This window comes from Pseudomonas sp. AKS31 (genome assembly GCF_023634765.1).
In the GTDB taxonomy this organism is placed as follows: Bacteria; Pseudomonadota; Gammaproteobacteria; order Pseudomonadales; family Pseudomonadaceae; genus Aquipseudomonas.
Window position 1 is genome coordinate 959748 of sequence record NZ_JAMLFX010000002.1, and the last position, 18488, is coordinate 978235.

The window sequence follows — 18488 nt, forward strand, 5'->3', positions numbered from 1 at the left end:
TCGCTCCCACAAGGGATTTGCAGGGACTCGGAGATCAACGCAGTGGCAAACAGCTCGAGGCGTTCGCGGGTGTCGCCGGCAGTGCGCCAGACTTCGGCGCTTTGCGCTTGCAGCTGTGCGGGGCGCGGGCCAGTCCATGGATCGGCTAGCGCGCAATCGAGTGGATCGAAACCGAGTTCGAATGCTTTGGCCAGCGCCCGTAACAGACTCGATTGCGCGCCCTTGCCGTCACCCCGTGGAATGCGCAGCAACGCCAGCAACGTATCGATGCGCAGACGCCCGCTCGGTGATTCACCGAAAATGTGCAAGCCATCGCGAATCTGCGACTCCTTCAGATCACACAAATAGGTATCGAGGCGCGGCAGCCAGATCGCCGCATCGGCGTCGCTGTCCAGCGCCGCATCGAGTTGCAGCTCACGGTCGATCTGCGTCTCGCGCACCAATTGCAGAATGTCGCGCTGCAACTCACGAGCGCGGCGCGGATCAAGCAACTGCGCCTCGTAATACTCGTCGGCCAACAGTTCAAGATTGCGCAACGGCCCGTAGGTTTCGGCACGGGTCAGCGGCGGCATCAGATGGTCGATGATCACCGCTTGTGTGCGCCGTTTGGCCTGAGCGCCCTCGCCCGGGTCATTGACGATAAACGGATAAATGTTCGGCAGCGGCCCGAGCAGCGCATCCGGCCAGCAGTTCTCCGAAAGGCCGACGCCTTTGCCCGGCAGCCATTCGAGGTTGCCGTGTTTGCCGACGTGGATCACGCCATGGGCGCCGTAGGTATTGCGCAACCAGAAGTAGAACGCCAGATAAGCGTGCGGCGGCACCAGATCCGGGTCGTGATAGACCGCGCTCGGATCCACCTGATATCCGCGCGCCGGTTGAATGCCGACGAAGGTCAGGCCAAAGCGAATGCCGGCAATCATCATCCGGCCGTCGCGGCACATCGGGTCGTTTTGCGGCGCGCCCCAGCGTTCGATCACAGCGCTGCGATTAGCCTCGGGCAGCGCGTTGAACATCGCCAGGTAGGCGTCCATCGCCAGGCTTTGCTGGCACGGGCGCAGATCAATCGTGTCGAGATCATTGCTGACGCCGCCGAGCAGTTGCTGGATCAACGCGGTGCCGCTACTTGGCAGCTCTGCCGTAACCGGATAGCCCTCGGCCTGCAACGCCCGCAGAATATTCAGCGCCGCTGCCGGCGTGTCGAGACCGACACCATTGCCGATGCGTCCATCGCGAGTCGGGTAATTGGCGAGGATCAGCGCGATGCGCTTTTCGCCATTCGGCACCCGCGCCAGATCGATCCAGCGCCGCGCCAGTTCGGCGACAAAATCCATGCGTTCGGGTTGCGCGCGGTAGCAGACCACATCGGACTGACTGCGCTCGCTGCGCCAGGCCAGGTCCTTGAAACTGATCGGCCGGCTGATGATGCGCCCGTCGAGTTCCGGCAAGGCAATGTGCATGGCCAGATCCCGTGGCCCTAGGCCTTGCTCGCTGTCGCGCCAGCCGGGCTCGTTGTCCTGCGCGCAGATTGCCTGAATCACCGGGATGTTGCGGCGAAACGGCCGCAAGTGCGGCGCTTCAGGACTGGACTGGGCAAACCCGGTGGTGTTGAGAATCACCCCGGCCTCGACCTCGTCCAGCCAGTCCTCGACCACCGCCAGGCAGCCGGGCTCTTTCAAACTGGCCACCGCAATCGGCAGCGGATTCAGCCCCGCCGCCTGCAAGCGCTGGCAGAACACATCGATAAACGCGGTGTTCGCCGCTTGCAGATGCGAGCGGTAAAACAACACCGCCGCGACCGGGTGCTCGGGCAGCCAATCGGCTTGCCAGTCACTCAGTGCGGCGGTGGTTTTGTTCGGGTGGTAAATCGCCGTGCGCGGCAGGGTTTGCGGTTCTTCCCAAGCATAATCGCGAGCCAGCCAGCGGTTGGCCAGACAGCGGAAGAAATCCAGCGCATTGCCCAGGCCACCCTGACGCAGGAACTGCCAGAGGCGATCACGATCCACGGCGTTGACGGTGCTCAAGTCACTGAGTTCCGGATCAGGACGGTCATCGCCCGGCACCAGAATCAGCTGCACACCACGCTCGGACAGTTCGACCAGACGCTCGACGCCGTAACGCCAGTAAGCGATGCCGCCGTGCAACGAAATCAGAATGACCTTGGCATGACGCAGTACTTCGTCGACGTACAGATCGACCGACGCATGATTCTGCACCTGCATCGGGTTGGCCAGACGCAGGCTCGGGTAATCCTCGGGCAATTGCTGCGCGGCCTCGGCGAGCAGCGCCAGACTGGAGTCGCCGCTGCACAGGATCACCAGCTCGGCGGGGGTTTGGCCAAGGTCGGCAATGTTGTCATCCGAGACGAAACCGCCGGGCTGGGTCCTGAGCAGGTGCATGGCTTAAACGCTGAGCGCGACGCGCAGTTGCGCTTCGAGTCGGGCGGCGTCGAGTTCCTGGCCGATCAGCACCAGACGCGTGACGCGCGCTTCATCGGCGCCCCACTGACGGTCGAAATGCTTGTCGAAACGCGTGCCCACGCCCTGGATCAGCAGACGCATTGGTTTGTTCGGGATGGCCGCGAAACCTTTGACACGCAGGATACCGTGCTGAACCACCAGTTGCGTCAGGGCGTCGAGCAGCAGCCTTTCGTCGGCTTGCGGCAGTTCGATGGAGATCGAATCGAAAGCGTCGTGATCGTGGTCATCGTGGTCGTCATCACCGTCGTGGTGATGATCGTGATGGCTGTGACGGCTGTCGATGTGTTCCTCGGACCCGGCGCCGAGGCCGATCAGCACGTCCAGCGGCAGACGACCGTTGCTGGCTTCGATGATTTTCACTGCTGGCGGCAGCTCTTCGGCGACTTCGGCGCGGACACGAGCGAGGTCTTGCGCGCTGGTCTGGTCGGCTTTGTTGAGGATCACCAGGTCGGCGCTGGCCAGTTGGTCGGCGAACAATTCGTGCAGCGGCGATTCGTGATCGAGGTTCGGGTCGAGTTTGCGCTGGGCATCGACCTGATCCGGGAACGCGGCGAAGGTGCCAGCAGCGACGGCCGGGCTGTCGACCACGGTGATCACCGCGTCAACGGTGCAGGCGCTGCGGATTTCCGGCCACTGGAAGGCTTGCACCAGCGGTTTTGGCAGGGCCAGGCCCGAGGTTTCGATGAGGATGTGGTCGAGGTCGCCACGACGGGCAACCAGTTCGCGCATCACCGGGAAGAACTCTTCCTGAACGGTGCAGCACAGGCAGCCGTTGGCCAACTCGTAAACGCGGCCGGTGGCTTCTTCTTCGGTGCAACCGATGGTGCATTGCTTGAGGATTTCACCGTCAATGCCCAACTCGCCGAACTCGTTGACGATCACCGCGATGCGACGGCCCTGCGCGTTGTCGAGCATGTGCCGCAGCAGCGTGGTCTTGCCCGAGCCAAGGAAGCCGGTGACGATGGTGACGGGGAGTTTGGCCAGTGTTTTCATCGGTATGCCCTTTGGCAAGCGGCGGGCATACGGGACGAGTACCGGCAACGCGCGTGCGCGCCGGAAGCATTCGCCACCGGATCACCCCGCCCGGTTGTAGTGAGAATCTGTGACGAGGCAGGTCTCCTGGCTGACGGCGTTCAGGCGCTGGGCCTGGCGTTGGCTGCGCCTTCCCGCTGGCTCATCGATTGAGTTGGCAGTGGCGTGGCAGCGAACATCACCGTTCACAGTTGCGGGGGCAGCCGCGGCATTGACCGCGTTCCCTTCTTAGCTCCGGCATACGCCGGAGAACCTCGAATGCGCAAGGCTACGCATGCACGGCAGGCGGGTCAACGCCTGGATCATTGTGGTTATAAGGGCACCAACTTTTTCATCTAATGATCGCGAACACTTCTCACTTAAAAAGTAGTTGTAAGTTATGTCTTACATGCCCTATCCGTTACATAAGAAAACTACCGCCGCGTTAAACCCTGAAATAGAGCGGCCGCGTGCATTCGATTACATATCTTTACAAAAACCAAATTGATAAATCAATACAAGATATGAACGATGAGTTCGCACAAGGACTATGAGTCTCTCAAGAAAGGATTTCTTGCATGGCTGATTATTATCAGTATTTGATCCTGCCTGTTTCTTTCCTGCACCCATGGGTATCCACAACATGAGTGCCGGTAACGCGTTACGGCTTCCAAGTGATGCCGGACTAAAGGAACTTTCCGAACTACTGCGCAATTGCCACTATGCGCACAGCGCCCATTATCCAGCATTGGATGTTGCACTGCTGGGACGCGAAGCATGCCGGGCATTCAATGCAACCTGGGAGCATTTGCATACCGACGCGTATCTCAGCGCAGAGAACGGTCTTCGCGAACGACGCATCTGCAAGTTCCAGTATCGCCAACGGGAACGCCAGTGGACGGCGCTGCAAGACTGCCACTTTTTTCAAGCCGAGACCGACAACCCGCTGTTGGGCGGGGTGCAGCGCACCTACACCCGCTGCGAGGCGACGTTCATTGACTCCCCGGTTCTGCAGACACTGCTGGCCGCCGACCTGGCACTGATGGACATGGCGCTGGGCCCGCGCGACTGGCTCGTGACCTGCCATCAGTTCCGTATCCTCTGCGATCAAGGCAATGCTGGCCAGGCCACCCCTGAGGGCCGACATCGCGACGGGCACGATTTTGTCTTTCAACACCTCATTCAACGCCAGCATGTCATCGGTGGCGAAAGCCGGATATTTGATGAAGAAGGTGGCCAAGTATTCAGTGCAACTTTGACTGACTATCTGGAAACCGTCGTCTTGAATGACCGAATACTTCTGCATGAAGTTTCCCCACTGCAAACATCGAGCATTAATTCGGATCGCGGCAGTCGCGATATGTTGATTATCGACTTCGACCTGGCGGACTACTAATGAATCATTCGACTCATGCACTTTCAGTCAGCACCCCCCTCGCGCATAACTTCATCATTGAACAGTTTCAACAGGCGTGCGCACGAAGAACTTCCACACTATCGCTGACCGCCAATGAAAACATATTGTCCGAGACTGCACGCACGCTAGGACAGAATCGTCATTACGAGCGTTACTTGTTCAATGCACAGGCCATTGACGGTCAATGCTATGCCGCCGAATTCAATGGTATGCAGGTCGAACACTTCCCCGAAGTCGAAACATTAAAGGCTTTGGCGACCCAAGCCGTGCAGGCGATGTTCAACGCGCCGTTCGTCGAATACCGCGTACTCTCCGGCGTGCACTGCACGCTGAGCGTGCTGGCCGCCCTGACCGAGCCGGGCGACTGCGTATTATCACTGGCGCCCGAAAGCGGCGGGCATTTCGCAACCGGGCCTCTGGTGCAGAAGATGGGCCGGCACAGCGTCTTTTTGAAACTGACGGCTGACGGACAAATTGATCTCGGGGATGTTGATCGGCAACTCCAGGCGTGTGGTGTACAACCGGCAGCCGTACTGCTCGACCACGGTCTGACCACACGGGCAATCGCCCTTAAACCACTGCGCGCGCTGCTGAACCGCCGGGGCTTTGAGCGGACACTGATCATCTACGATGCGTCGCACACTCTGGGCCTCATCGCCGGGAAGGCCTTTCCCAACCCGCTTGACGAGGGGGCGGACATTCTTCAAGGCAACACCCACAAATCCCTGGCAGGTCCGCACCGGGCACTGATCGTCTGCCGGCGTGCCGATCTGGCCCAGCGGATCGAGCAAACGCTCAGCGGTGCGCTGGTGTCCTCGCCCAATCTGCCCGGTCTGCTGCAACTGTTCGTCAGCCTGCTGGAAACCCAGCGCTACGGCCAGGCCTACGCCCAACGTATGTGCGCCAATACTCGCCAGTTGCACGACGCACTCGCCGACCTGCCGGGCTGGACGCTGCACCCCTCCGACACGCACCTGCTGTTGCTCGAAGGCGAACGGGCCCGGCAAGCGGCGCAGCAGCTCAATGAACTGGGGATCCGGATCAACAATAAACAGATCAATGGCCGCGACTGCCTGCGCTTCGGCCTGCAGGAAATCACTCGTCTGGGCATCAGCAGCGAAGACCTGGATGCCTTGGCGCACATCATTCGCAATGTCTTGAGCGGTGGCGCCAACGGCGTGGACCGGATTCGTCTGGCTCACATTTGCCAGCGCCTGAACCGGGTCCACTACAGCTTCGATCAGGAGGTTGGCGAATGAGTGCAGCGGCCTGCCTGATCATCGGCAATATTCGCGACGGAGAATACGAGGGCCTGATTGCCGAGGGCATCACCCCTTTGCTGATTGCCGATAGTCGCAAAACCAGCAAGATCGCCGATGCGAAACAGATCTCGCCGGTGGCGCTGTACGACTTTTCCAGAGGGCTGACCCCGGATCTGATCCAGCTGACGCAACAGTTGCTGGACGAGCACGGCTTCACCAGTGTCCTGAATTTCCGTGAAGGTTATGTCGCGATCACGGGGCGGCTGTGTGCGGCGCTGCCGGCGCTGGCCCACCTGCACCGTAACGTGGAAAACACCCTGGACAAGGTGCTGCAACGCCAATGCTTCCAACAGTCGCGCAACCTGGATCTGCACGTGGTCTCTCGCCAGGTGCGTATCGATGACCTGCTGGCGCGCCCGGGCGAGCTGCCCTACCCGTTCATCCTGAAGCCAGCGAACCTTTACAGCAGCCTGTTCGTACGCTGCATCGACGATCAGCAGGATCTGCTCGACTACGCCCGTCATGAATGGCCGGCGCTGCAGCGCTATGTAGCGGGCAAAAGCCGCGAAACCGATCAACTGCTGCTGGAGGAGTTTCTCCAGGGCTCCAACCATTCCATCGATTGCACGATTGCCGCCGATGGCACGATCAGCAGTTTTCCGATCGTCGATGTGATTGCCGGCGTCGATATCGATCGCGGCGACTTTCACCATTTCGCCCGCTACACGCCGTCGCTGCTGGAGCCCGACGCGGCGCTGAAGGAGCGTTGCCATCGCCTGGCCCATGACGCCGTGAAAGCGTTAGCGCTCAAAGGCACGTTTGCCCATGTCGAGTTCATTCTCACCCCCCGCGGGCCAAGAGTCCTCGAAGTCGGCGCACGCCCCGGCGGCAGCCGGATTCATGTGATTCGCCAAGCCTGGGGGCTGGCGCTGGATGTCTGCTACCACCGTGCTCTGTCCGCCGAGCCTCTGCCCAGCGCCAGCGAAGCGCCGGATGCGTTCGGCATCGCCACCCCTTTCGCCCGCACAGACCGGCTCTATGACGGACTGCACGGCGCCGACCGGATCTGCCGCTTGCCAGGTTTCCAGCGTTGGTATGCCTACGTCACTCCGGGCGAAGCCATCGGACCGGTCAGCAACGGTTTTCAGAACTACCTGTACATCGAGTTCAGGCAACCCGACACCGCCCGCCTGCGACAATCCTTGCTCGCCGTCAGCGACATTGATGTCTATGGCGAACAGCCCACGGCGGCGAACACCAAACACATTCTGCTCATCGGCGGGCGTGATTCGGGACTGGATTGGGATACTGCGCGGCAGTTTCGATTTACTCTCGTCCAGCAACCCGGCGAGTTATCTGACTATCAGCGCGAGCGCGCAACGCTACTGCTGACGCCTGACATTGCCGATCTGCCGGCCTACAGCACGATGGTAGAACGGCTGCACCGGCAATCGCCATTCGATGCCGTGGTTTCGTTTTCGGAACTGGGCCTGCTGCCCGCGTCACACTTGGGCGAACGTCTGGGCATCGTCCACAACAACCTGCGCAGTGTGGAAGTCAGTCGCGACAAGCTGCTGTTTCGCCAATTGCTCAAAGGCAGTCGCTACGAGTTGCCCACTGCCGCTATCAACCATGGTGCCGAGGCTCGCGCTTTCGTGCTGCGCCATGGCCCGGCCATCGTCAAACCCGTCAACGGTTCGGGCAGCCAGGGTGTCTATGCCATAGACAGGCCCGAGGATGTCGACCACCTCTCGCTGGAGGGAAACAATCTGATCGAGGCCTTCGCCAGCGGCGACGAATACAGCGTTGAATCCCTCAGCCTGGATGGCCAGCACCGGATTCTCGGCATCACGCGCAAATACACCAGCGGTGCCCCCGGTTATGTCGAAACCGGGCATGACTTTCCTGCCGGGCTCGACGAGAAAACCGCCGCGCAGATCGAAGAAGCGGTGCTGTGGCTGCTCGGGCGAATGGGCAACCGCTGGGGCCCGGCCCACACGGAAATCAAGCTGGACGGTTCACGCCTGCAATTCATCGAAACCCAGACCCGCTTCGGCGGTGACCAGATCTGGGAAATGGTCTGGAAAACCACCGGGGTGCATTTGGCAGCGAGCACCATCGCCGCGATGACCGGCACGTCACTGCCGACGCCCGAGAAAACCTACACCAAAATGGCGATCCGCTACATCGAGGCGGCCCCGACCGCCGATCCGCAACAGCTCCAGGCACGCCTGCTGCAACACCCGTTTGCATTACGCGTGAACCTCAACCCCGACAAGTTCGGCCAGAGCATCAGCCGTTCCGCAGACCGCCACGGCTACACGCTGCTGGGCTGCAGCGACGCTGACGACCCGGCGGACTTCAACGCCGCGATCACCCACCCAGAGTTCACTACGCAAGGACCAGCGCAATGACCCGTAAAGACCCGCTATATCACATCGAAGGCCCGATCAGCGCTCACTTCCCGATGATCTCCTTTTCCACCAATGTCTACGACAACCCTGCAGACATCCTTGGTTCGATCACCGATCTGGCCAGACATTTCCAAGCGGTCGAGTTCGAGATCGGCGAAGACGCCGAAAAAACCTTCTGGTCGCTGAGCGCCGAAGACCGGTCCGAGCTTGCCGGGAAAATCCGCAGCTTCGCCGAACACAGTGGTATCACGCTGACCGTCCACGCCGGATGGTGGGGTCGCCAGTACAACCTGTGCTCCCCGGATTTGACCGAACGTGCCCAAGCGGTGGACTGCCTGAGTGCCGCCGTGGAGTTTTCCCACGAGGCCGGCGCCACCAGCGTCACTTTTCATCCCGGCTACAAAGATCAACTGGAAAACGGCGAACTGCTGGACAACCTGATAGTAGCGATCAACGAGGTGACCAAGCGCTGCAACACCGATGGCATCGCCCTGTGCCTGGAGAACATGGGCGGTCAGCGGCCGAAATTCCCGGTCTTCACCGTCGAGGAACACCTGCGCTTTCACAAGGAGACCGGGTGCTTCGTGACCATCGACGTGACGCATCTGTGCTCACTGCTGCCGTATGGTGAAAGCCTGTTCAAAGCCATTGCCGATCTGGCGCCGGTTACCCGGCATCTGCACATTGCCGACCTCAACAACACCCACCATCAACATCTGCCGATTGGCGAAGGCAACTTGCGCCTGAGCGATGTGCTCAATCGCTTCGCGGTCAACGGCTATCGGGGTGTGGCCGTGGTGGAAGAGTTCATTCCGCGCTTCTCCACCGAGTACTACCTGGAAAAAGCCCTGGCCTACAAGAACGGCGTAGAGCAATTGCTGGCCGGCTCGCGGCACAGCACTCATGCTGGTTGAGTCGAACCTGGCAAAACCGGCGTCGCGCAGCGAGATCGCGACCGGTATCCGCGATGCGCTACCGTTCGTCTTCTCGCTGCTGCTGACCTTCACCCTGATCGGCATGCTCGGGCGCCGCCATGGTCTGGATCTTCCGGCCATGGTGGTTTTCAGCGGTACGGTAATGGCCTCGCCGTTGCAACTGACGCTGCTGGAAACCCCCGCGCACCTGCTTAACGCCTTTGGCGTGCTGGTCTCGGCGCTGAGTATCAACTTGCGTTTTCTGGTCTTCACACTGAGCCTGAAATCCAGACTCCAGGGCCCGGTCAAAGCGTTCGTCCCCGCCCTGGCGGTGATGGCAAATGCGGCTTTCACGTTGATGTCGATCCGCAAGGATCAGCAACCGATCAGCCGCCCGTATGCCAACACCGTGTGCTTTCTGCTGTACGCCGCCGCCCTGCTTGGCACCGTGGGCGGGTATTGCTTCGCCAGCGTGGCCGACAACGCAGTGATGGATCACGTCAGTGTGGTGATCGCGATTTTCATCAGCGCTTCGCTTGGCAAGATGGCCCGCGACCGTCACAGCTTCCATGCGCAATGGATTGCCGGCCTGGCCACCGCCGCGAGCTTGCTGTGGCTGGGCGAGGTCAGCTTGCTGCTGGTGCTCGCCATCACCGTTCTGACGAGCTATGTCTATGATTGAACCTGGTACTTTCTGGCTGTACGTACTGATTTGCGCGCTGGTTTCGATCGTATGCCGCTTGCTGCCGCTTGCCGTCGATGTCGAACGGCTTTCGGCAACTGCCCGCGCTTTCATCGATCGTCTGGGAAAATACACATCGGTGGCGATGCTCGTCAGCCTGCTGGCGGTCTCACTCTACCCTTTGGCCAGCCAGCACCTGACGGCCATGCCATGGATCCTGCCGGTGGCGTTGGCGTGGCTGCTGAGCCTGACGCGAATCAAATCCTATTATGCGTTCCTGATAGCGCTGGGGGTGTACGTCCTGCTGATCATGCGCTAGGCGCCGATTGACTCAAATCCCCCGCCCATGCTCTCCTACACACCTTGTTACGGGTGCCCTTCACAGGGTGAAACGGGAAACCGGTGAATCATGTGCTTTACTCAAGCCCATGTCAGTCCGGTGCTGCCCCCGCAACGGTAAGCGAGCGAAGCGTCAAAACCACTGTGTCAGCAAGGCATGGGAAGGTGACGCTTGCAGGTCGGCCTGACGCCAACCCCTCGTGAGCCCGGAGACCGGCCCGCAACACACAGCCCGCATTTGTGCGGCGCTGCACATAACAAACCCGCGGTGGGCGGGCGCTGTTCGAACCTCTGCGAGCCCGACCCGCCGGGGTTTTCATGCGCTCTATTCACCCGCTGACACTCCAGAGGGAAGCGCCATGTCGATCATCAGCAGCACCGGCAACAACACGGACAAAATCGCCAGCACCACCACCCTGAGCCAACGCCTGACCGCCGCGATCTTCGCGTCGATCCTCGGCGCCAGTCTGGTTTACTTCGCCGGTTTCTCGCACATCGAAGCGGTGCACAACGCTGCCCACGATACCCGCCACAGCGCCGCGTTCCCGTGCCACTGAGGCCTGCCGACATGATCAAGCGTATCGCGCAAACTGCAGGTTTCACCGGTCTGCTGGCCGCCCTGCTCCTCACCTTACTGCAAAGCTTCTGGGTTTCGCCGCTGATTCTGCAAGCGGAAACTTTCGAGAAATCCGAGCCGGTAGCGGTTCACGAACACGCCGCTGGCGTGGCTGCGCACAGCCACGATGCCGAAGCCTGGGAGCCGGAAGACGGCTGGCAGCGCGTGGTTTCGACCACGGGTGGCAATCTGGTGGTGGCCGTCGGTTTCGCCCTGATGCTTGCGGGCCTGTACACATTGCGCGCACCGACCAAAACTTCGCAGGGCCTGCTCTGGGGCCTGGCCGGTTATGCGACTTTCGTGCTTGCTCCGACCTTGGGCCTGCCGCCTGAACTGCCGGGTACCGCTGCGGCCGATCTGGCTTCGCGGCAAACGTGGTGGATCGGAACGGCTGCTTCAACCGCTGCCGGCCTGGCCCTCATCGTGTTCAGCCGTCACTGGCTGATGAAACTGCTGGGCGTGGCAATCCTCGCCGTGCCGCACGTGATTGGCGCGCCGCAACCGGAAGTGCATTCGATGCTCGCCCCCGAAGCACTGGAAGCTCAGTTCAAAATCGCTTCGCAGTTGACCAACGTCGCGTTCTGGCTGGCCCTGGGCCTGATCAGTGCCTGGTTGTTCCGCCGCAAAAGCGATGGCCAATACCCCGCATGACCGATGACCGCGCAGTGCCGACCCTGGTCGTCGGCCTGGGCTGCCAGCGTGGCTGCCCGGCCAGCACCCTGCGCGCGTTACTCGATCAAGCGTTACAGGCGCATCGCATTGAGCTTGAGGCGGTGAAGGCGCTGGCAAGCATCGACTTGAAGCGTGACGAGCCGGGCCTGCAAGAACTTGCTGCACAACTGGCCCTGCCCTTGCTGTACTTCAGCAGCGACGAGTTGGCCAGTTACCAACAGCGGCTCAGTCACCATTCGCAAATCGCTTATGAACGCACCGGTTGCTATGGCGTCGCCGAAAGCGCGGCACTGGCCCTCGCCGAACAGCTGATTCAGGCTCCGGCAAAACTGCTGATTTCCCGGCAGAAATACGCTCAGGCCACGCTGGCATTGGCCGGCGCGGCGTAAAATCCCGATAATCCTCGCCATTGATCATGAGCGTTGTTCATCTGCAACGCGGTCGTGCCCTCTTTTACTCAGGATTCAACGATGACCGTCTACTTCATCGGCGCCGGCCCCGGCGACCCGGAACTGATCACCGTCAAAGGCCAGCGGCTGATCCGCAGTTGCCCGGTGATTATCTACGCAGGTTCGCTGGTGCCGGCGGCGGTGCTCGATGGCCATCAGGCGGAAACGGTGGTAAACAGCGCCGAACTGCATCTGGAACAGATCATCGAACTGATCAAGACCACGCATGCCAAGGGCCAGGATGTGGCGCGGGTGCATTCCGGCGATCCGAGCCTGTATGGCGCGATCGGTGAGCAGATCCGTTACCTGCGCGAGCTGAATATTCCGTTCGAGATCATTCCCGGTGTAACTGCCACCGCAGCCTGTGCGGCGTTGCTTGGCGCGGAACTGACCCTGCCGGACGTGTCGCAAAGCGTGATTCTGACCCGCTACGCCGAGAAAACCGCGATGCCGGCAGGCGAAGAGCTGGGCAGTCTGGCGCAGCATGGCGCGACCATGGCGATTCATCTGGGCGTTAACCATTTGCCGAAGATTCTGGTGGAACTGCTGCCGCATTACGGCGCGGATTGCCCGATTGCGGTGATTCACCGGGCGACGTGGCCAGATCAGGATTGGGTGGTGGGGACGCTGGCGGATATTGCCGAAAAGGTTGAGGCCAAAGGGTTTCGGCGTACGGCGTTGATTCTGGTGGGCCGGGTGTTGGGCAGTGAGGTGTTCAGCGAGTCATCGTTGTATCGCGCCGGGCATGCGCACATCTACAGGCCTTGAATTGGAACGCAGAGCGTCCCGGGCTTCACGCATAAAAAAACGGCGCTCACGGGGCGCCGTTTTTTATGTCGCAGCGAACACCTTAGTAGTAGGCGTTTTCTTTCTGCGTGTGGTCGGTCACGTCGCGAACGCCTTTGAGTTCAGGAATACGCTCGAGCAGAGTGCGCTCGATGCCTTCCTTCAAGGTCACGTCCGCCTGGCCGCAGCCCTGGCAACCGCCACCGAACTGCAGCACGGCGATGCCGTCTTCAACCACATCGATCAGGCTGACCTGACCGCCGTGGCTGGCCAGCCCCGGGTTGATTTCGGTTTGCAGGTAATAGTTGATGCGCTCGTTGACCGGGCTGTCGGCGTTGACCATCGGAACTTTGGCGTTTGGCGCCTTGATGGTCAGCTGGCCGCCCATGCGGTCGGTGGCGTAGTCGACGACGGCGTCATCGAGAAACGCTTCGCTGAACGAATCGATGTAAGCGGTGAAGCTTTTCAGCCCCAGCGCGGTGTCTTCAGGCTTTTCTTCGCCCGGCTTGCAGTAGGCAATGCAGGTTTCGGCGTACTGGGTGCCAGGCTGGGTGATGAAGACGCGGATGCCGATACCCGGGGTGTTCTGCTTGGAGAGCAGATCGGCCAGGTAATCGTGGGCGGCGTCGGTAATGGTAATAGCGGTCATGGAAACTCCTCGCAGGCTTGGGCGCAGTTTACGCCAAATGACGCGGCTGACAAAGTCCTAGTATTTTTGTCGGAAAATGCCGGATTCGTCATTCCACCCAGCGCCTCGCGGCGTCGTCAGGCCTGCTTCCTCCAGCGGACTGCCACGTAAACAAATGGATACTGAAACAAGCACCAGGCATATATATGTATGCCTCGGGGATTTTTTCGGCCGATATATTCACCGCCTTCGTTTATTTGCAAGTTTCCATCGCACTTATTTCAAAGGCGCTTAATGAATACATCGTTATCAAGGTTCTATAGCCGAACGCCGCCGCGCAGACTACAGGATATCAACCACCTGATCAGCTACCTGCACACGCTCGTTGGTGAGCACTTCAACAGTGATGCACGCGACCTCTACTATCACCCTCCAGCCAGTTCTGCGCTGGGGCGCGAATGCAAGGAAGCATTTCGTATTTTGAACAAGCTGGAAAAGGATGAAGACTTCATCAGGCATATTTCAACGCCGATCGGCGTCGATAAATCGCCTTTAGGTAATGACTTCTTATATGACCTTGTATCGTTCCACTTGAGCTCCGCCAAAACGCCAGCGCCCTCCCCCCCGGAAGTTTTCACCATAGCCGGTCACTCGGTGATTCTCAGAGAGGTGCCGATCTACTGGTCTATCGACGTCGATGTCTTGCTGGATATTCACCGTAAAGTCGGCAACGGCGTCAACAGCGACGGCTCGGTAAGGCTCGATCTGGTGCTTGCCTACTACTCGCTGCAACCGATGCAGCCTGCCACCAGCGCCGGCTGGCAACGCCTTCTCCATAATCTGGTTGACCATCGCGCACTGTGGCTGCTTGGACATGACGGACACGTCAGTGACCTGGAGCACCTGTTGGGCGCTGCGGGTGATCAAGCGATCATGCGCATTGTTCGCCAGATTAGACTGGAAACATCCCGCTCACTGTTGGCAAACCTGTTGCCGGAAAAATTCAATGACAAACTGGACAAACTTGCCAACACCATCCCTGTCGCTCTTCTGGAAACCGTTCTGGGTGCTGCAAAGAACCTGCAACTGGCCCAACGCATTGCCAACGAACTGGACTGGTACGGTGCAGGCGACAACCAGCAGTGCCCCCCTGGTGTGTTGAAAAAACTGTTGTGGCGCGCGCTTTGGTTAGAGGTAAAACCCGATCCCGACAGTCATTATCGAAACGAATTGCAGATCCTTATCGAAACCGGAAGCCGGTACTCTTCCATACGTCAATCGCTGGTCGAGCATTTCCAACGAACGCTTTGCGTCAACCGCACCACCGCATTACTGGCAGTCGCCATTTTCAAAAGCAATATCGCCAGCGAAGCCTGGGTCGAGGACATTCCCGAGGATCTTCCCTACGGCACTTCCAGCACCTGGGTCAATTTCAAGAGCGGCTTTATTCTGGCCGAGACCATCGCTCCCGGGTCATCCCGGTATATGACGTTCGAACAACTGCTCAACCTGCCAGCCGAGCATTACCAGGCGCATGCCAACGATGTCGGGCAACAGCGGCTGGTAACGGCAGCCAAAGCGCGTGCTGCGCTGGATTGGTCGGTGGAAACGGGGCTGCTGGGACTTCGTCGTACCCCGTACTCGCTGAGCGAAGTCGAGTTGGCAGTGCAGACACTCGAGCAACACGAACGCGACATGGTCAGTGCCATGGAAAACCTGACACTCAGGCCCCCGAGCCGCTTTCGTCACGAAACAGACACGGCATTCGACGAGGCATTCCGCAGCTGGCTGGATAACCCGCGAGCCGCCTACGCAACACTGATCAAAGCATTGCTGAGCCAGTACCTGCCGGCCTGCGGCACTGATCTGGAGCGCGACGAAGTAATCGTTTACTCGTTAAGGCTGCCACTGCATGACACTCAGGTGGAGCATGAGAACCGGACGAACACCGACGCGGTTCGTGCGCGCTCGGGGTTTATTTTGCGCACGGTCAACCCCGCCTACCCGACCGACCCTCGTTACATTGAAGTCTTCCCGTTCGCAGGCGTTGTGCGCCTGCGCAAAGAGATGAAGTCACTGCAAACAGGCGGTGAAATTGTTGTCGAGAAGATCGGCTCCAGCAGCCGGACCAGCCGGGGTTCCTTCAGGAAAGGCACTGAATTGCCCTTCGACTGGGAAGCCTATCGCGATGGCTCGAAACCCAGAGAAAACCAGCACGCGACATTGATCGTGGAACAGATCGCAGAGACATTCGAGGCCGTTGCGATCGAACAGCGCTCCCCAGATGTGGCAGCACGGACGCTGCCCTTTGCCGCGAACAACCTGACGTCTGCGCGAGCTGAAAAGCTGGCCGCGATGATCGCCAGAGAGCTGTTCTTCAAAGATGAGTCAGCGCTTCTTGAACAGACCCGTAAAGCGACGCGCAGCATGGACATCGGTCGGGACTTTATTGAAGACATCACCTTCTGGGGAAAAATGTTCGTGCCGTTCTGGGGTTCCATCGAAGACCTGACATCGGGTGATCCTCGACGCATCGAGTCCGGTGGCCTGGGCCTGTTTACCGATGTGGTGTCTTTCGGCTTGCCCGTCGGCAAATACGTAGCGGGCTGTACTCGCCTGTTATCCGGCGCCGGCAGGATCGGACTGCGCCTTGCCTTGCCAAAACTCTCCGCCATGACGCGAACTTTGCTTGTTTCCACGCTTCGGGAGCTCAATCCCCTGGAGAGCGTTATCGGGCTGCTCAGACTGGGTCGCTTTGCTCTCGGCAAACTGAGTAACGTGACCCTGCGGCATGTACGGATGGGCATCGCACACCTGCGCGACGGCACCATTGCCGCACGCCATCTCCAGTCGGTCGATCCGGCAACCTGGGTGCCGCACCAGGCCGGCGACCAGTTGTTCACCGTGGAAGGCATCGCCGATATTCCCATGCGCAATGTCGGCACCGCCGAAGCTCCCGACTTCCGCCTGATCGACCCCGTCACCCATCAAGCGTTCGGCCCGCGATACCGGCAACCCGTTACGGTAATCAGCAACAGCAGCCCTCTGATACGTCAATACGCGGTAGAACCACACTGGATTCAGGGACTGAAGGCTGACTCGCGCGGCATATTCTTTCGCCCGGACCATAATCAGAAGTTCATCTGCAACGTGGATGAGCACGGCACCATCGCCGTCTACCAGATCAGGGACAATTCCTACGGGTTCATCGCAGAAACGGCGCAGACGGGGGAAAACAGCTTTTCTGTCGTGTTGGTCAACCCGAAAACCAACCGCGACCTGTCGATCAACCTGTCGTCGGTGAGACCCGGGCATTGGTACACAAGGGAAATCAGGGTTTCAGGCGGAGCGCCCGATCAGCCTAACGCAGTAACACCCTTGCATTTGCAAAAGTGGTCGCAGTTCAGCGAGGTGATGCTCGATCTGGCCATTAAGGCATTTGCGAAGAATCACGGGCTGGATCGGGCGGCGTTTCAACAGTTCGTCCACACCCAAGGGCAGTTGAAACCCCTTGGCCAGCAAATGCTCGACCAGGCCAATACCGCTCGTACGGCCATTGCGTTCGACCATCTCCAGAACTGGCGAACGCTGTCACAGGAAAGCCGCACCCGTCTGACCCGCGAAGGGTTCGCTGCCGAGCACAACCTTGACCCGCAGGATTTCCTCGCCCATGTCAACATGGATGGCACCTTCCGGGCACCGGGAACAGTGTTGGCAAAATATGCCAACAACCAGACTTTCACCCCTCTGACCCCTGCACATCTAGAGCAGTGGCGAGCGCGCTACGATGAGACACGGTCGGCCAGCACGATGAACGCGTTTGTCGCTGAAAACGATTTGAATCCCGTGCTCTGGGCAACCTTCGTCAATGACGCCGGGCAACTGAGAAGCGCCGTTCCGGAAACCTTGCAATTGCTCACTGCCGTCGACTCGAATGCAATGTCCGCGCGGAAATCACTCCCTCCCGGCACAGCGAGAAAATCAGCGCCCTGGCAATTACCTGAACAGTCAACTGTGCGCGGCAACGGGCCACCCTCGCCCCCCAAGGCGGGCCCTTCCAAACGTCCGCGACTGGATGACATGGCAGCCGCCCTGCCAGAGGATCTGACACCTTCGCTTGGACACAACATCAATAACAACGCGCCCATTCTCCAGGATCCGGAGGATGTGCGGACAAGCCTGACGAAAAAGCTGGAAGGCGATATTGAAAAAATCGCGATCACCGACGCCAATCGGCTCTTAACGCACTTTCAGGGCGCAAGACTCAAGGAAATGACCCGCCGCATCACTGAGGATATCCACGAGTGGATCGCCGACGAAGGTCGGCACCATGACAGGCTGACGCAGCGTTTCGAAGTGAGGAGACCGACCGAAGGTCCCGAGCGGGGTTTATCAGTGTTTGCTAAGGTCGATATCGAACCTTATGAAGTGCTGGGCCCTTACATCGGCAAGCTGCACCGCACTGGCAAGTCCCTGCGCGCGGAAATACTTGAAAAATCCAGAGAGAAAGTCAGCACCTATCTGTACGAAACGGCAACGAAGAACGCCACCCTGAGCGGGCACGGCAACAGCAATGTGCTCAGCCTGATCAATGCCATCAACGTACCCGGCCAGGCCAACATAGGCATCGAGAACGTCGGATCGATCTGCGTCGGCAAGTACATGGTGTTTTTTGTCGCGTGGGAAAAGATCCCGGCGGGTAGCGAGCTGTTTCTCGATTACGGGGCCAATTACTGGAAACACATGAAACCTTGATCGCCCCGACTTAGCCGTTAGTCAGGCACGTCGGTGCTGCGCAGAAGAATCTGCGCAGCACCGACG

At 59.7% G+C, this 18488-nt stretch carries 14 protein-coding genes and 2 riboswitches; of the genes, 11 read left to right on the forward strand and 3 right to left on the reverse strand.

Translation table 11 applies throughout. The features are described from left to right. Positions 1-2396, reverse strand: a 2396-nt coding sequence (gene cobN, locus M9827_RS10270) for a cobaltochelatase subunit CobN (protein WP_250605344.1), incomplete at its 3' end; no start/stop codon positions are given. Between the two features lie 3 nt (positions 2397-2399). Beyond that, on the reverse strand, positions 2400-3470 hold the full coding sequence (cobW, locus tag M9827_RS10275) for a cobalamin biosynthesis protein CobW (protein ID WP_250605345.1): 1071 nt from the start codon (positions 3468-3470) through the stop codon (positions 2400-2402). 99 nt (positions 3471-3569) lie between these two features. After that, positions 3570-3781, reverse strand: a riboswitch (cobalamin riboswitch). A 350-nt stretch (positions 3782-4131) separates the two neighbouring features. Here cobW and M9827_RS10280 point away from each other — a divergent pair. The 10 genes from M9827_RS10280 to cobM all read left to right on the forward strand — a co-directional run bounded on the left by M9827_RS10280 (position 4132) and on the right by cobM (position 13021). Then, positions 4132-4884 carry a 2OG-Fe dioxygenase family protein gene (locus tag M9827_RS10280; RefSeq protein WP_250605346.1) on the forward strand — a complete coding sequence of 251 codons (753 nt, stop codon included), beginning with the start codon at positions 4132-4134 and terminating at the stop codon, positions 4882-4884. After that, positions 4884-6164: a hypothetical protein gene (locus M9827_RS10285; protein ID WP_250605347.1), complete on the forward strand. Its 1281-nt coding sequence runs from the start codon at positions 4884-4886 to the stop codon at positions 6162-6164. Before M9827_RS10280 ends, M9827_RS10285 begins: the two co-directional genes overlap by 1 nt. Continuing rightward, positions 6161-8581 carry an ATP-grasp domain-containing protein gene (locus M9827_RS10290; protein WP_250605348.1) on the forward strand — a complete coding sequence of 807 codons (2421 nt, stop codon included), beginning with the start codon at positions 6161-6163 and terminating at the stop codon, positions 8579-8581. Before M9827_RS10285 ends, M9827_RS10290 begins: the two co-directional genes overlap by 4 nt. Beyond that, entirely contained in the window at positions 8578-9495 is a 918-nt protein-coding gene (locus M9827_RS10295; protein WP_250605349.1) for a sugar phosphate isomerase/epimerase family protein, read from the forward strand. The genes M9827_RS10290 and M9827_RS10295 overlap by 4 nt, the downstream gene beginning before the upstream one ends. After that, on the forward strand, positions 9485-10177 hold the full coding sequence (locus M9827_RS10300) for an AzlC family ABC transporter permease (RefSeq protein ID WP_250605350.1): 693 nt from the start codon (positions 9485-9487) through the stop codon (positions 10175-10177). The genes M9827_RS10295 and M9827_RS10300 overlap by 11 nt, the downstream gene beginning before the upstream one ends. Continuing rightward, entirely contained in the window at positions 10170-10496 is a 327-nt protein-coding gene (locus tag M9827_RS10305) for a hypothetical protein (RefSeq protein WP_250605351.1), read from the forward strand. Before M9827_RS10300 ends, M9827_RS10305 begins: the two co-directional genes overlap by 8 nt. 34 nt (positions 10497-10530) lie before the next feature. Continuing rightward, a riboswitch (cobalamin riboswitch) is annotated at positions 10531-10752 on the forward strand. A gap of 123 nt (positions 10753-10875) precedes the next feature. Next, a complete protein-coding gene (locus tag M9827_RS10310; protein ID WP_123449101.1) occupies positions 10876-11073 on the forward strand; it encodes a CbtB domain-containing protein in 198 nt (65 codons plus the stop codon). An 11-nt stretch (positions 11074-11084) separates the two neighbouring features. Further along, positions 11085-11783, forward strand: a complete 699-nt coding sequence (locus M9827_RS10315) for a CbtA family protein (RefSeq protein WP_250605352.1) — start codon at positions 11085-11087, stop codon at positions 11781-11783. Then, entirely contained in the window at positions 11780-12193 is a 414-nt protein-coding gene (locus tag M9827_RS10320; protein WP_250605353.1) for a cobalamin biosynthesis protein, read from the forward strand. Before M9827_RS10315 ends, M9827_RS10320 begins: the two co-directional genes overlap by 4 nt. 81 nt (positions 12194-12274) lie before the next feature. Beyond that, positions 12275-13021, forward strand: coding sequence for a precorrin-4 C(11)-methyltransferase (gene cobM / locus M9827_RS10325; RefSeq protein ID WP_250605354.1), 747 nt, complete (start codon positions 12275-12277; stop codon positions 13019-13021). Between the two features lie 82 nt (positions 13022-13103). Here the strand turns inward: cobM and nfuA are convergent, their stop codons facing one another. Next, positions 13104-13688: a Fe-S biogenesis protein NfuA gene (nfuA, locus tag M9827_RS10330; protein WP_003225494.1), complete on the reverse strand. Its 585-nt coding sequence runs from the start codon at positions 13686-13688 to the stop codon at positions 13104-13106. Positions 13689-13961: 273 nt separating this feature from the next. On the opposite strand from nfuA, the gene M9827_RS10335 reads away from it, so the two are divergent. Then, a complete protein-coding gene (locus M9827_RS10335; protein ID WP_250605355.1) occupies positions 13962-18422 on the forward strand; it encodes an SET domain-containing protein-lysine N-methyltransferase in 4461 nt (1486 codons plus the stop codon). Positions 18423-18488 lie beyond the last annotated feature (66 nt).